Annotated in this window: 10 protein-coding genes; 6 read left to right on the top strand and 4 right to left on the bottom strand. The window is 73.7% G+C overall.

What is annotated here, in order from left to right; genetic code table 11:
• Positions 1-44 precede the first annotated feature (44 nt).
• Entirely contained in the window at positions 45-1,130 is a 1,086-nt protein-coding gene (locus KZ813_RS17570) for a fatty acid desaturase family protein (RefSeq protein WP_219756292.1), read from the top strand.
• 189 nt (positions 1,131-1,319) lie between these two features.
• Here the strand turns inward: KZ813_RS17570 and KZ813_RS17565 are convergent, their stop codons facing one another.
• The gene (locus KZ813_RS17565) at positions 1,320-1,712 is read right to left on the bottom strand and encodes a hypothetical protein (RefSeq protein WP_219756291.1); all 393 of its coding nucleotides are present in this window, start codon (positions 1,710-1,712) and stop codon (positions 1,320-1,322) included.
• A 262-nt stretch (positions 1,713-1,974) separates the two neighbouring features.
• Between KZ813_RS17565 and KZ813_RS17560 the strand changes: the two genes are divergently transcribed.
• Positions 1,975-3,564 (top strand): sodium/sugar symporter, encoded by a 1,590-nt coding sequence (locus KZ813_RS17560; RefSeq protein WP_219756290.1) that lies wholly within the window; start codon positions 1,975-1,977, stop codon positions 3,562-3,564.
• Positions 3,565-3,708: 144 nt separating this feature from the next.
• Here KZ813_RS17560 and KZ813_RS17555 read toward each other — a convergent pair whose 3' ends face one another.
• Complete coding sequence (locus tag KZ813_RS17555) at positions 3,709-6,774, bottom strand: glycosyl hydrolase family 28-related protein (RefSeq protein WP_219756289.1); 3,066 nt, start codon at positions 6,772-6,774, stop codon at positions 3,709-3,711.
• A 423-nt stretch (positions 6,775-7,197) separates the two neighbouring features.
• On the opposite strand from KZ813_RS17555, the gene KZ813_RS17550 reads away from it, so the two are divergent.
• From KZ813_RS17550 to KZ813_RS17540, 3 genes are all read left to right on the top strand, one after another.
• Positions 7,198-8,739, top strand: coding sequence for a cation:proton antiporter (locus tag KZ813_RS17550; RefSeq protein WP_219756288.1), 1,542 nt, complete (start codon positions 7,198-7,200; stop codon positions 8,737-8,739).
• A gap of 124 nt (positions 8,740-8,863) precedes the next feature.
• Positions 8,864-9,562, top strand: a complete 699-nt coding sequence (locus tag KZ813_RS17545; RefSeq protein ID WP_219756287.1) for a hypothetical protein — start codon at positions 8,864-8,866, stop codon at positions 9,560-9,562.
• 340 nt (positions 9,563-9,902) lie between these two features.
• Positions 9,903-11,858: a glycoside hydrolase family 84 protein gene (locus KZ813_RS17540; protein WP_219756286.1), complete on the top strand. Its 1,956-nt coding sequence runs from the start codon at positions 9,903-9,905 to the stop codon at positions 11,856-11,858.
• A 66-nt stretch (positions 11,859-11,924) separates the two neighbouring features.
• Here KZ813_RS17540 and aguB read toward each other — a convergent pair whose 3' ends face one another.
• Together aguB and KZ813_RS17530 are read right to left on the bottom strand one after the other, a co-directional pair.
• Positions 11,925-12,803: an N-carbamoylputrescine amidase gene (aguB, locus tag KZ813_RS17535; RefSeq protein ID WP_219756285.1), complete on the bottom strand. Its 879-nt coding sequence runs from the start codon at positions 12,801-12,803 to the stop codon at positions 11,925-11,927.
• 65 nt (positions 12,804-12,868) lie between these two features.
• The gene (locus KZ813_RS17530; RefSeq protein WP_219756284.1) at positions 12,869-13,531 is read right to left on the bottom strand and encodes a hypothetical protein; all 663 of its coding nucleotides are present in this window, start codon (positions 13,529-13,531) and stop codon (positions 12,869-12,871) included.
• Between the two features lie 149 nt (positions 13,532-13,680).
• Between KZ813_RS17530 and KZ813_RS17525 the strand changes: the two genes are divergently transcribed.
• Positions 13,681-14,487 (top strand): DUF815 domain-containing protein, encoded by an 807-nt coding sequence (locus tag KZ813_RS17525; protein WP_219756283.1) that lies wholly within the window; start codon positions 13,681-13,683, stop codon positions 14,485-14,487.
• Positions 14,488-14,513: the final 26 nt, after the last annotated feature.

Below are 14,513 nucleotides of genomic sequence, written 5' to 3'. Positions count from 1 at the left end.
AAAGGTCATGCTGTCGCCACTATGTGGGGGCAATGGAAAGCGCCATGAACACGATGACCTTCGACAGCACGGGCGCGGGCAGCGCGCCCGCCGCGCCGCGGTCGGCGATCGCCGACGACAAGGCGATGCTGCGCGCCGCCGCCGACCTCACCCGCGACCTGGTGCAGCCGCGCCCCGCGCTCTACTGGGCCGACCTGATCGGCTCGGCGCTGGTCGGCTATGCCGCGCTCGCGGCCGCGGTGACGGTCGGCTCGACCGGCTGGGCGGTGCTCGCCGGGGCGGTGGCGGTGCTCGCGCTGTATCGCGGCATGAGCATGATCCACGAGATCAGCCACATCAAGCACGCCGCCGTGCCGGGCTTCCGCGCCGGCTGGAACGCGCTCATCGGCGTGCCGATGATGATCCCCTCCTTCATGTACGAGGGCGTCCACAACCTGCATCACGCCAAGACGCGCTACGGCACGTCGGAGGACCCCGAATATCTGCCGCTCGCGCTGATGCGGCCGTGGACTCTGCCGGTGTTCATCCTGGTGTCGGCGCTGGCGCCGGTCGGGCTGATGATCCGCTACGCGCTGCTCGCGCCGCTGTCGGCGCTGTCGCCGCGGCTGCGCGAGGCGGTGGTGGCGCGCTACTCGGCGCTGTCGATCAACCCGCGGTTCCGCCGTCGCGCGCCCCAGGGCGAGGAGAGAGCGCGCTGGACCCGCTGGGAGATCGTCACCAGCCTGTGGGCGATCGCGCTGCTGGTGCTGACCGCCACCGGCGTGGTGTCTGTGAGGGCGTTCGCGATCTTCCTGGCGGTCGGCTCGGGCGTCGCGCTGATCAATCAGGTTCGCACCCTGGTGGCGCATCTGTGGGAGAATGAGGGCGAGGCGATGAGCGTCACCGCCCAGTATCTCGACACGGTCAACGTGCCCCCGCCCGCGCTGCTGCCGGTGCTGTGGGCGCCGGTCGGGCTGCGCTACCACGCGCTGCACCATCTGCTGCCGGGGCTGCCGTATCACGCGCTCGCCGAGGCGCACCGGCGCATCTCGGCGGTGCTGGAGCAGGACTCGCCGTACCACAAGGCGAACTATGCCGGCCTGCCCGGGCTGGTCGGCAAGCTCGCCGCCGCGACGATGCGGCCACGCTGAGGGGAGGGGCGCTTACCGGCGTCCCCGTCCCGACGTTGTCGTGAGCTCGTTTCAAGCGCTCGCCGTGCCGCCTACTCGGCGGTGGCGGCGAGTGCCGGACGGGAGGTCCTGAGACAAACTCAGGGTGACGCCGAGAAGGGAGAGGACGCCGCTCGGACCGCGACACCGGCGTGCCGCGATCCGACAGCCTCACGGCACCGCCGCGCTCTCGCGCGCGAGCTGGCGCCGATCGGCGGCCCAGGCGCGCATCATCGACTGGGTGCAGCCGGTCTGGCCGCCCGTGCCCACCGCCGAGCAGGTGTCGGGCAACCCGCCGGCGACGCGGCCGACCTCGTCCATCGTCGCGACTCGGTTGACCCAGCTCTGGTTCTTCGCCGCGATCTCGGACCGGCGCAGCGGCTTGGGGATGCGATAGGGTTCGTCGAGCGGGGCGCACACCACCACCTCGTCGCCGGCGGGCCTGGGGCAGCTCTCGCCGGGCGCGAGCGCGACGCTGCGCACGCGCCGCGGCGGCGCCGGCACGACCGGATCGTCCGGCGCGGCGCCGGCGACAAGGACCGCGGCGAGCAGAAGGGGCATCATCGTCTTCTCCCCGCCGCGGTCGAGTGAGGCGCCGCCCGCCCACCGGGAGGAAAGCGGGCGGCGCGAGGCGACGGATAGCACGGGAACGCCGCGGCCTCGCCTCCTCCCTGCCGCCACCGCCGCACCGGGTGATTGCGGCATGTGTCGGCGTCGCAACCTTTGTCGCGCCCCGCGCGAGCGGCACGACACGGGTGGACAGCCTGCCCGCGCGACCTACAACGGCGCCCGACACGCGACGCGCGGCGGACGGGGAGAGACACAGGTGCAGCTTGCCACGATCGACGTGCTGGTGGTGGTGGCCTATGCCATCTTCATCTTCGCGCTGGCGCAATGGGTCAGCCGCGACAAGGCGGGCGCCGGGCCGAAGAGCACCACCGACTATTTCCTCGCCTCCAAGAACCTGCCCTGGTGGGCGATCGGCGCCAGCCTGATCGCGGCCAATATCTCGGCCGAGCAGATCGTCGGCATGTCGGGCTCGGGCTATGCCATCGGGCTGGCGATCGCCTCGTACGAGTGGATGGCGGCGCTGACGCTGCTGATCGTCGGCAAGTTCTTCCTGCCGATCTTCCTGCGCAACGAGATCTACACGATGCCGCAGTTCCTCGAGCGGCGCTACGGCCCCTCGATCCGGACGCTGATGGCCCTGTTCTGGCTCGCGCTCTACGTCTTCGTGAACCTGACCAGCATCATCTGGCTCGGCTCGATCGCGGTGACCAAGGTGGCGGGGGTCGACCAGAATATCGCGCTGGTGGTGCTCGGCGCGTTCGCGCTGCTGTACCAGCTCAAGGGCGGGCTGAAGGCGGTGGCGCTGACCGACATCGTCCAGGTGACGCTGCTGGTGCTCGGCGGCCTCATCATCGCCTATCTCACACTGGGCGAGCTGGGGCAGGGCGCCGGCCTCGTCGCGGGCTTCGCGCGGCTCACGCGCGAGCTGCCCGATCATTTCGAGATGATCCTGTCGCGCGACAACCCGCATTACATGGACCTGCCGGGCCTCTCGGTGCTGATCGGCGGGATGTGGATCGCCAACCTCAGCTACTGGGGCTTCAACCAATATATCATCCAGCGCGCGCTCGCGGCCAAGTCGCTGGCCGAGGCGCAGAAGGGCGTGCTGTTCGCGTCCTTCCTCAAGCTGCTGATGCCGATCATCATCGTGCTGCCGGGCATCGCCGCGGTGGTGCTCGCGCCCGGGCTGGCCAAGCCCGACGAGGCCTATCCGACGATGATGCGGCTGCTGCCGACCGGGCTGCTCGGCCTCGTCTTCGCCGCGCTGGTGGCGGCGATCATCGCGTCGACCGCGTCCAAGATCAACTCGATCGCGACCATCTTCACGCTCGACGTCTGGGCCAAGTTCAAGCGCCGCGCGTCCGCGGCCGAGGACGGCGCCGTCGACGACGCGCGGCTGGTGCTGGTCGGCCGCGTCGCCGCGATGGTGGCGACGGTGATCGCGATCCTCACCGCGCGGCCGCTGGTGGGATCGTCCGAGCAGGCGTTCCAGTTCATCCAGGAGTTCACCGGCTTCTTCACGCCGGGCATCACCGTGATCTTCCTGCTGGGCCTGTTCTGGAAGCGCGCCAACGAGGCCGGCGCGATCATCGCCGCGGTCGCCTCGGTGCTGCTGTCCTGGGGGTTCAAGCTGCTGCTGCCCGGGCTCCCGTTCATGGACCGGATGGGGCTGGTGTTCCTGATCGCGCTGGCGCTGGCGGTCGGCGCCTCGCTGGTCACGCCGCGGCGCGACGACCGCGACACGATCGTCACCGGCGACGTGCGCTACGCCACCAGCGCGGCGTTCAACGTCGGCGCGCTGGCGCTCGTGCTGATCCTGGTGGCGCTGTACGCGACCTTCTGGTGAGCGCGGCGGGCCCGGTCGGGGCCGGGGCATGCGGACGGCACCCTCTGACAAAGACCCGCGCTCCTGCGGACGCAGGAGCCAAGGGCCGCGAGGGACAGCACTCGCGGCCCTGGGTTCCTGCGCGCGCAGGAACACGCCGGCGGCTCAGAGCCGCGCGCGGTACAGCGAATGGTGCGTCAGCACGTAGAGCGACGCCCCGTCCGGGCTGAGCAACAGCTGGAGCGGGCGCTCGGGCACGTCGATCCGGCCCAGCGCGCCGCCGTCCGCGCCGTAAACGAACACCTGCCCGTTGGCGACGTACACCCGCCCGCGCGCGTCGGCGACCACGCTCTCGCCGCCGCGCTCGGCGAAGACGCGCAGGTCGCTGAGCGCGCCGCCCGCGCCGACCAGAGCGCTGTAGGTGCGCGCCTCCGAGGCGTTGCTGACGTAGCTGCGCTCGCCGACGCGCGCCGCGACCAGGCCATAGGCGTCGAGCGCGTGCGAGAAGCGGCGCGCGCGGAAGTCGGGCGGCCCCTGCTGGAACACGCGCCACGCCGGCAGCGCGAGCGTGCCGTCGGGCGCGACATGGGCGCGCGGCGCCGGCGTCGCGACGTCGCGCGCGAACAGCTCGGCCAGCGTGGCGAAGCGGTCGGTCGCGGGATCATATCGGTCGCGGAACTCGCCGTTGACCCACCAGCTGCCCGGCAGCAGCACGCGCGGCGCGGTCACCGACGCGAGCGGCGCGGGCGGGATCACGTCGAGCGCCAGCTCGCTGCTACCGGGGCGGAAGGAGGAGACGGTGCCGTCGCGCCCCGCCGCCGACAGCACCAGCAGGTCGCCCGCCGCGTCCGCGGCGAGGCTGACCGCGTCGAGCGTGGTGTCGCGCTCGATGCCGAGCCCGCGCGCCGCCGACCAGCGATAGAGGCGCTGCTGGATCCGGTCGACGAAGTAGAGCGTGCCGTCGGGCGCGACCGTGCCGCCCCCCGCCGCGTCGAAGCCGCCCGCGAGCTTCTCGACCGCGCCGCCCGCCGCGGGCGGCGGCGCCACCGCGGTCGCCGGCACGTCGAAGGCGGCGAACTCGCGCTCGCGCACCTGCGCGCCGCTCGCCACGTCGACGATCGCGTTCTCGTAGGGGAATCTGTTCGCGCGCAGGAAGGTGGCGCAGCCGTTCTCGTCGCAGGTCGCCAGCCCGCTCTCGGCGTTGACGTGGACGTTGCGGAAGCGGATGTCGCGCGCGCCGTACAGCGTCACCGCCGCTGGCAGCGCCTTGGCGGTGCGCGTGACTCGATAGGCGTGGAGATTGGCCACCAGGATAGCGTGCGAGTCGCGGATCTCGAGCGCGACCGCGTCGCGGCTCTCGCCGCCCTCCTCCTCGGTCTGCGGCGCGATCAGCTCCCAGTGGGCCACGCGGTTGAGCGCGATCTCGACCCGGCCGTGATGCTCGGACGACATCTGGTAGACGCGCCCGGGCGTCGCCGTGTCGGAGACGTACAGTCCCGCCTGGGCATAGGTATTGGGCGTCCACAGACCGTTGAACGTGCCCCCGCCGCCGCGCGTCACCCACAGGCTGGGATATTGCGCGTCCCAGCGCCTGGCCGGATCGGCGTCGCCGGTAGCGTTGGCATTGTACGGGTTGAAGCGCACCCCGCCCGCGAGGTCGGTGCCGTGGCCGCCCTGGAACTTGACGTCGTCGACCAGCGAGTCCGCCCCCGCGGTCCACAGCAGCGCGGTGGCGCGCGGGTTGATCCCGCCGGTGGCGAGGCCGATCCCGCTCACGATCGCGTCGCCGCCGTCGGCGCTCGCCAGCAGCGCCTTGGGCGCGCCGATGCCCTGGTAGGTGGGCGTGCTCTCGCGCAGCAGGATCTGGGTGAGATTGGGGTGGAGCGCGACCAGCACGCTGTCGCGCCGCAGCCGCAGCGTGTCGCTCACCACGTAGCGGCCGGCGGGCAGGTAGACGATGCGGTGCGAGTCGATGGCGCGTTGCAGCGCCTCGGTGTCGTCGCCGCGGTCGTCTCCCTTGGCGCCGGCGTCGCGCGCGTTGAACCACGCGCGCGTCGACGGCAGCGCGCGGATGACGTCGGCGCGGCGCGGCGGCAGCGCGGCGAGCGGCTCGGTCGCCATCGCGGTGCGCGGCGTGCCCATCTCGGCGTAGCCCGCGACCGCGAGCCCGTGGCTGAAGCTGGTCACGCGATAGGCCGCGCCCGCGCCGCGCCGCTCGGCGCCGCTGTCGCGGAAGCGCGCGAAGACGGGAGTGCGGCGCGCCAGCGCGTTCTCGAACGTCACCTGCGTGTAGGCGTTGTTCTCGTTGGAGACGATCACGCCCGCGCGCGCGACATTCTCGAAGCGTACGTCCTGACCGTACAGCCAGTCGCCGTAGCCGCGGTCGATCTCGACGCCCACGGGCGTGTCGCGGAAGGCGACGTTGACCAGGGTGAGCCCCGCCTCATGCTCGCGGATCGCGGCGTCGCGCTGGCCGGTGAAGGTGGAGTCGAGCAAGGTGAACGGCCAGGCCGGTGACGGCTTCTCGGCGAGGATGCCGTAGCGCCCGCCGCGGAAGCGCAAGTCGCGCGCGACGTTGGCGACTTGGTACAGACCCGCCAGCGCGGGGCCGAGGTCGAGGTCCATGTGGCTGAGATAGGCGTGCTGCGCGGCGTGGAAGCGGATCGCCGCGGTCGCCGGGTTGCCCCTGCCGACCGCGACGTCGACGTTGCTGATGGCGGAGTAGAAGGTGCCGGGATTGGCGTCGGCGATGGCCGGGTCGAAGGGCACGCTGCCCGCGACCGGGAAGGCGACGCGACGCGGCGCCGCCGCGCCGACGCGCCCGCCCTCGCTGCGCCCGCCCGCGCCCGAGCGGCGCGCGCCGGCGAAGACGATCATGTGCGCGACGCCCTTCTGGAACCCGGGCGTGTTCGCACCGAGCATGATCACCGGTCGCCGCGCGCCGACGCCGAACAGGCGCACGCCCGGCCACAGGAAGATCGTGCGCGTGATGCGGTAGCGTCCCGGCGGCAGGAAGACGATCCCGCCGCCGCCCTGGTCCGCCGCGGCGTCGATCGCCTGCTGGAGTGCGGTGCTGTCGTCGGCGCGGCCGTCGCCGACGCCGCGCACGGTGGTGGCGCGCGGGTCGGGCGGCGCGGTGACGAAGGCGGAGACGCCGCGCGAGGGGGCCGCCGCGGCGGGGAGGGCGAGGACCGCGAGAAGGAGGGCGGCGAGCGGGCGGTGGGCGGACATGACGGTAGCCTCTCCTCGCCGACCGCGCGGCTGCGATCCGGCATGGCAATGTAAGTGCTCGATGGCAGAGGAGGAATCGCGACGAAGGTCGGGGTGGGAACGACTCTCTGTCCGGCCCCGCCGTCATCCCGAGCTCGTCTCGGGGATCCATCGTGCCGCGAGCGCCACCGGCACCTGAGAGAGAGGCGGGATGAATCCCGAGACGCGCTCGGGATGACGCCCGCCTGAGGGGGAGTGGCCCGCTCCCCTCGGGCGTCGGCGAGTGTCGTCCGGCGGTGATCGGGCGGTCCGGGCGACAAGGGCCGGTCGGCGCCCGCGCCGCGCGCGCGGCTCGTGTCCTCCACCGGCCGCTGGCGCGACCGCGCGCGATCGGCCATGCTGCGGACGCGCGCCGCGGGAGCCGGCGCGGCCGGGGAGCGCGCCGTGACCTTCTTCGAGAGCCTGCTCGCGCTGCTCGGTGTCGCGGTGCTGCTGCTCCAGCTCGCGCGACGGATGGCCATCCCCTATCCCGCGCTGCTCGCCGCCGCGGGGGTGGCGCTCGCCTGGCTGCCCGGCGCGCCGACGATCGCGCTCGACCCGCATACCGCGCTGGCGCTGTTCATCGCCCCGATCTTGATCGACGCCGCCTTCGACTTCCCGGTCGGCACGGTGGTGCGGCTGTGGCGACCGCTCACCGCGCTGGCGCTGGTGGCGGTGCTGCTGAGCGCGGGCGCGGTGACGTGGCTGGGCGTCACGGTCGCCGGGCTGCCGGTCTATGCCGCGCTCGCCCTCGGCGCGATCGTCGCGCCGCCCGACGCCGCCGCGGCCACCGCGATCTCGGGCAGCGTTCGAATGCCGCGGCGCACCGTCGCGGTGCTCAAGGGCGAGAGCCTGCTCAACGACGCCTCGGCGCTGCTGCTCTACACCGCCGCGATCCTGGTCGAGAGCCACGGCGGGATCGACGGCGGGCTGGCGCTGCGCGTCGGCGTCGCTGTGCCCGGCGGGATGCTGCTCGGTTACCTGCTCGCGCTGGCGATGCGGCGGATCCAGCCGCTGGTCTGGGGCACGCTGAGCGGCAACATCTTCCAGTTCGTGTCGGGTTTCGCGACCTGGCTGGTGGCGGAGCGGCTGGGCCTCTCGGCGGTGCTGTGCCTCGTCACCTTCGCGATGACGATCGCGCGCTCGGCCGGGCTGGTGACGCCGCCGCGCGCGCGGCTGCACGACTTCGCCGTGTGGGAGACCGCGGTGTTCCTGCTCAACGTGCTGGCCTTCCTGCTGATGGGCTTCCAGGCGCGCACGATCGTCGGCGGCATGGCGCCCGAGCGACTGCGCGAGGCGGCGGTGTTCGCCGCCGCGGTGGTGGCCTGCCTGATCGTCGTGCGCATGGCCTGGGTGCTGGTCTACAACCGGCTCGCCCACCGCTTTCCCAGGCTGCGCGGCGACTATCCCGCCACCGGCCTGTCGCAGAGCGTGGTGGTGGGCTGGTGCGGCATGCGCGGCATCGTCACGCTCGCCACCGCCTTCGCGCTGCCCGGCCACTTCCCGCAGCGCGACCTGATCGTGCTGACCGCCTTCGCGGTGGTGCTCGCCACGCTGGTGGTACAGGGCATGACGCTGGCGCCGCTGGTGCGCTGGCTCGGGCTCGACGGCGACGACGGGCTGGGCGACGAACTGGCACGCGCGCGCGTCGCGATGGCGGAGGCGGCGCTGGCGCGGATCGGCGACGCGCGCGGCGCGGCCGCGGACCATTGGCGCTACGGCCTCGCCACCAAGCGCGACGCGATGATGACGGGCGGCGACGCGCGCGCGGGCGAGGAGAAGCGCCAGCTCGGCCTCGCCGCGGTGGCGTGCCAGCGCGAGCGGCTGGAGGAGCTGCGCGAGGCACAGGAGGTGGGCGCCGACTCCTTCCTGGTGCTGCAGGAGGAGCTCGACTTCACCGAGATGAGCCTGCGCACCGAGGAGGAGCGCCGGATCGAGGAGGCCTGAGCGGCGCGCGACTCGCTCTGGCGCGAAAGCGACTCGGCTCGGCGCGCCCGCCGGCGAGGGGCCGTGGGCGCGGCGGCGGGACGGGCGTACACGATGGTCGGGGACACAGGAAAAGGGGCCGACCGTGCGTTTCCAGCAGAGCGCGCCCGTCGCATCGATCACCGTCGCGCTGGTCGCCGTCGCGCTGCTCGCCGGCTGCGCGCGCCACGCCGCGCCGCCGCCGAGCGCGTCCGCGGCGCCGCCGCCCGTGGTCGCGATGGTGCCGGCGCCGCTGCCCGCCGGGGCGCGGCCGGGGATGACCGTGCCCGCGCGCCTGCCCGACGGCAGCTATCCCACGCCCAACCGCGCGCTCAGCGGCGCGGGCGCGGTGTGGCACCTGCGCAGCGCCCTCAACGTCGCCGCGCTCGCCTGCCGCGGTGCGCAGGAGGCGACGATCATCGCGCAGTACAACGCGATGCTCGCGGCGCGGAAGGCCGAGTTCGCCAGCGCGCAGGCGACGCTGCAGGCCGAGTATCGCGCCGGCGGCGGCGACTGGCAGGACCGCTTCGACGACCAGATGACGCGGCTCTACAATTTCTTCGCGCAGGACCTGGCGCGCGACTCCTTCTGTGCCGGCGCGGCGGACACGCTGGGCGCGGTCGCGACGGTGCCGCCGGCGTCGCTGCCCGGCTTCGCGGCCGAGCGGCTGGCGGCGCTGGAGCGGCCGTTCACCGACTTCTTCGCCGCGTACGACCGCTGGCGCGCGGGTCAGCTCGTCCCCGCCACGGTGGTGGCCGCGGGCGCGCCGTCGCCGCCGCGGCCGGGTGCGGGGACGGCGGGGTAAGCGGCGCCCGCGCTGCGATGGCGGCGGCGGGGAGGGGAGGCGCCCCAGCCCACGGGCGTTGATACCGGGAAGCGCTGCCGCCCCGCCCCCGACCCCCGTCCCCGTCCCCCGCGGGCGTCATCCTGAACTCGTTTCAGGATCCACCGTGCCGCGCGAGAGCGGGCGGCGGCGCTCGCGGGCCGGTGGATCCTGAGACGAGCTCAGGATGACGGCAGTGAGGGCAGCCGGCGCCATTCCAACCAGCCACCGTCGCGCCGCCGCGCCCGCGCCACCGCTTGCGAAGGCGTCCGCCGCCTTCTACCCAGACAATCATAATACCAACATGATACCGGAGCGCGACATGACACGCACGCGGACCCTTCGCCCCCTGCGGCTCGCCGCCGCGCTCGCCGTCGTCGCGGCCGCGCCCGCCGCGGCGCAGGTGCCGACGCGCCCCGTTATCTTCCCCGCGCCCACCGCGATGGCGCTGACCGGCGGCAGCGTCGCGCTCGGCCGCGCCGCGGTGCTGGTGGTGGCGCCCGGCACCGCCCCCGAGACCGTCGCCCTCGTCCGCGCCGCGCTCGCCGCCGCCGGCGTCACCCAGGTCACCGCCGCGAGCCGGCTCCCCGCGTCGCTCGCGATGCTCCACGTCGTCGTCGGCGCGAGCGACGCCGCGGCGGTGCGCGCCTCGCTCGCGCGCGCCGGCGCCACCGCCGACGACCGACCCGAGGGCTACACGCTCGTCGCGCGCCCCGACGCGGCGGGCGGCGGGCTGATCGCGCTTGCCGGGCACGACGCCGACGGGCTGTTCCACGCCGCGCAGACCCTCCGCCAGCTGCTGCGCCGCGGCGACGTGCCGGGCCTGGTCATCCAGGACCATCCTGCCATGCCGATCCGCGGCACGATCGAGGGCTTCTACGGCAGGCCCTGGTCGCAGGAGGACCGCGTCCGCCACCTCGACTTCCTCGCCAGCGTCAAGGCCAACACCTACGTCTACAGCCCCAAGGACGACCCCTACGCGCGCGACCGCTGGCGCGAGCCCTATCCCGCCGCGACCCTGGCCGAGCTGGGCACGCTGGCGGCGGCGGCGAAGCGCGACCACGTCGACTTCGTCTACGCCATCTCGCCGGGGCCGACGGTGTGCTTCTCCGCCCCCACCGACGCCGCCGCGCTGGAGCGCAAGTTCGACGCGCTGCGCGGCATCGGCGTGCGCAGCTTCTACGTCGCGCTCGACGACATCGAGTATAAGAAGTGGAACTGCCCGCAGGACGAGGCCGCGTTCGGCGCCTCGGGCGCGGCGGCGGCGGGCACCGCGCAGGCGCGGCTGCTCAACGCGGTGCAGCGCGACCTGACCGCCAAGGACCGCGGGGCGCCGCCGCTGATCATGGTGCCGACCGAATATTACGACGCCAAGGAGACGCCCTACAAGGCCGCGCTGCGGCGCGAGCTCGACCCGCGCGTGGTGGTGCAGTGGACCGGCACCGACGTGGTGCCCCCCGCGATCTCGATCGGCGACGCCAAGACCGCGACCGCGGCGTTCGGGCGCAAGACGCTGCTATGGGACAATTACCCCGTCAACGATTATGCCCAGACCACCGGCCGGCTGCTGCTCGCCCCTTACGCGCGGCGCGAGGCGGGGCTGGCGAGCGAGCTGAGCGGCATCCTCTCCAACCCGATGAACCAGGAGGCGCCGAGCCGCGTCGCGGTGGCGGGGGTCGCGGGGTTCGCGTGGAACGACCGCGGCTACGACCCGGCGCAGGGCTGGCGCTTCGCCGCCGACGCGCTGTCGGGCGGCGACGCGCGCACCGCCGCGGCGCTGCTGGACTTCTTCGACACGCAGCATCTCGCCCCCACGTTCGGCAGCCAGCCGTGGCAGGAGCAGGCGCCGCGGCTCAGGGCGCTGCTCGACGGGGTGCGCTTCGCGCTGGCGGACGGCGACGACGGCGCGCGGCGCGCGGCGATCGCGGCGCTGGCGGCGCGCGCCGACGCGCTGGCGGCGGCACCCGACACGATCCGCGCCGGCGTGACCGACCCCGGCTTCGCGGCGCAGGCGGCGCCGTGGCTCGAGGCGACCGCGCTGTGGGGCCGCGCGCTCCAGCTCACCGCGACCGGCTTGGGCGCGGCGCTCGACCGCAGCGCGGCGGCGTCGCGCGACTTCGCCGCGGCGGGGCAGCTGGCGGCGCAGGCCGCGGCGGTGAAGACCATCCCGGGCGCGACGCGGTTCGACGGCACCGTGAAGGTGGCCGACGGCGTGCTCGACCGCTTCGTCGCCGACGCGCCGGGGCTGGTGGGGGCGGTAGCCGCCGGGGAGGAGTGAGGTCGGGCGGCGCCGACCGCCGCTGTCGCGCCCCCACTCCTCCCGGCGAGGCGAGGAGCGCGTGCCTCAGATATCCTGTACCAGCCGCCCGTACAGCTCGGGGCGGCGGTCGCGGAAGAAGCCGAAGGCGGCGCGGTGGCGACGGACGCGGTCGAGGTCGATCGTCGCGGTGATCACGCCCTCCTCCTCTCGGTCGAGCTCGGCCAGGATGTCGCCGCGCTCGTCGGTGATGAAGCTGGTGCCGTAGAAGGTCTGGCCGCCTGCCACACCCTCGGGCTCGGTGCCGACCCGGTTGGCCGCGATCACCGGCACCACGTTGGATACCGCATGGCCCACCATCGCGCGGCGCCACAGCCGCGCGGTGTCGAGCGAGGTGTCGTGGGGCTCGCTGCCGATCGCGGTGGGGTAGAACAGCACCTCCGCGCCCATCAGCATCATCGCGCGCGCGGTCTCGGGATACCATTGGTCCCAGCAGACGCCCACGCCGAGCCGGGTGCGATGCCCCGCGCTGACCGGGCCGTCCCACACCTTGAAGCCGGTGTTGCCCGGGCGGAAGTAGAATTTCTCCTCGTAGCCGGGGCCGTCGGGGATGTGGCTCTTGCGATAGACGCCCTGGATCTCGCCGTCGGGGCCGATCATCGCCAGCGAGTTGTAATGGTGCGGCCCGTCGAGCTCGAAGAAGCTGGTCGGAATATATACCTGCAGCGCCTCCGCGAGCGCCTGCATCGCCAGCACGGCCTTGTGCTCGCGCACCGGCGCGGCGTTGGCGAACAGCGACTCGTCCTCGACGCGGCAGAAATACTCGCCCTCGAACAGCTCGGGCGGCAGGATCACCTGCGCGCCGCGCGCGTGCGCCTCGCGCACAGCCTCGGAGACCTTGGCGATGTTGGCGTCGATGTCGGCGGAGAAGGCCAGCTGCAGCGCGGCGACGGTGATCTCGGTCATGCGCGCGCACATAAGGTGCGGGAGCGCGCGAGGCTAGGGTGGAGGCGCGCGCCCCCGCGCCCGAGTCACGGCAGGATGCTGCCGATCCGGTACAGCCGGTCCTCGAGCAGCGGGACGATCTCCTCTTCCTCGGTGGCACGCGCCGGGTCGAGCGCGAGCAGCGCGGCGAGCGCGTGCCAGCCGTGGCGCGGCGTCACCGCCGCGCCCCCGGCCGCGCCGAGGCGGCGGACCATCCCCAGGCCGTGCTCGATCTCGCCCGTGCCGCCGACCTCCACCGCGCTGTCGCCGCTCACCAGCACGGGCGCGCGCAGGTCGCCGCCGACCACCAGCACCGAATCCTCGCGCGCGGTGTAGAGCCAGTCGCCGACCACCAGATCGCCGGTGACCACCACGCGGCTGCCCCAGTCGTTGAGCAGGCTGCCGCAACGCAGGCTGCCGAACACCACCAGCGCGGCATGGCCGTCGTTGCCGTCCACCTCCTGGGTCGAGACCTGGCCCGCGACGCTCAGATCGCCCTCGATCAGGGTCAGCAGCGTCAGCGGCGTATAGTCGCCCGCGATCGTGACGTCGCCCGGGTGGCGCGCGGCGCTGACGTCGTCGGGCTCGAGCACGGGTGACACCAGTTCGATCTGCGAGAGCAGGTCGGCGAGCGCCGCGTCGGGCAGGGCCTCGACCAGCGCAGCCATCTTGTTCTGCCACGTCTCCATCGGCATCCGCTGCCATGCCATCGCACGTCTCCTCGCTCGTCCAAGGGGTTATAGGATGAGGAGCGCGCGCAGGGCGGCGCCCGCGGCGGACGCCTGACCCGGATCGAAGGGTCGGGGCAGCGCGGCGCGCGCCTCTTGAGCGGCACCGGCCGCATCGCTAGCCCGCGCGGATGGACCCGCTCGATCGCATCGCCGCCGCGCTGGAGCGGCTCGCCCCGCCGCCGCCGCCCGCCGCCGACCCGCTGGCGCACGCGGCCTATGTCTGGCGCGACGGCGTGCTGGTCGCGACGCGGGCCTTCGCGCCGCTCGACCTCGCGCTGCTCCAGCGCGTCGACCAGCAGCGCGACGCGCTGGTGGCGAACCTCGAGCGGCTCGCCGCGGGCCATGCCGCGCAGGACGTGCTGCTATGGGGCGCGCGCGGTACCGGCAAGTCGGCGTTGGTCAAGGCCAGCGTCGGCGCGGTGCAGGCGCGCGGCGGCGCGCTCGCGCTCGTCGAGGTGGCGGCGGAGCAGCTCGCCGCGCTGCCGCGGCTGTTCGACGTGCTGGCGGGGCAGCCGCGCGCCTACGCGCTGTTCGTCGACGACCTCGGCGTCGACGACGCCGCCGAGGCGCGCGCGCTCCGCTCCCTGCTGGAGGGCGGCGCCGAGGCGCGCCCCGCCAACGCGCGGCTGATCGTCACGGCCAACCGGCGCCACCTGGTGGTGCGCGAGCACGCCGTGGCCGAGCGCGCGATCAACCCGCGCGACGCCGACGACGACCAGCTCGCGCTCGCCGACCGCTTCGGGCTGAGCCTCGGCTTCCACGCCGTCGACCAGGACCATTATCTCGCGATCGTGCGCGGCTATGCCGAGCGGCACGGGCTCGCCTTCGACCCGGCCGAGGCGGTGCGCTGGGCGACGCAGCGCGGCAGCCGCTCCGGCCGGGTGGCGTGGCAATATGTCGTCGAGCTCGCGGGGCGGAAGGGCATCTCGTTGTGATCACGGGATGAATTAGGTCAGCATCA

The organism is Sphingomonas folli (assembly GCF_019429525.1).
Classification (GTDB): domain Bacteria; phylum Pseudomonadota; class Alphaproteobacteria; order Sphingomonadales; family Sphingomonadaceae; genus Sphingomonas; species Sphingomonas folii.
The sequence above is the reverse complement of the archived record's forward strand: the minus strand, read 5'-3'. Positions and strand labels throughout refer to the sequence as shown.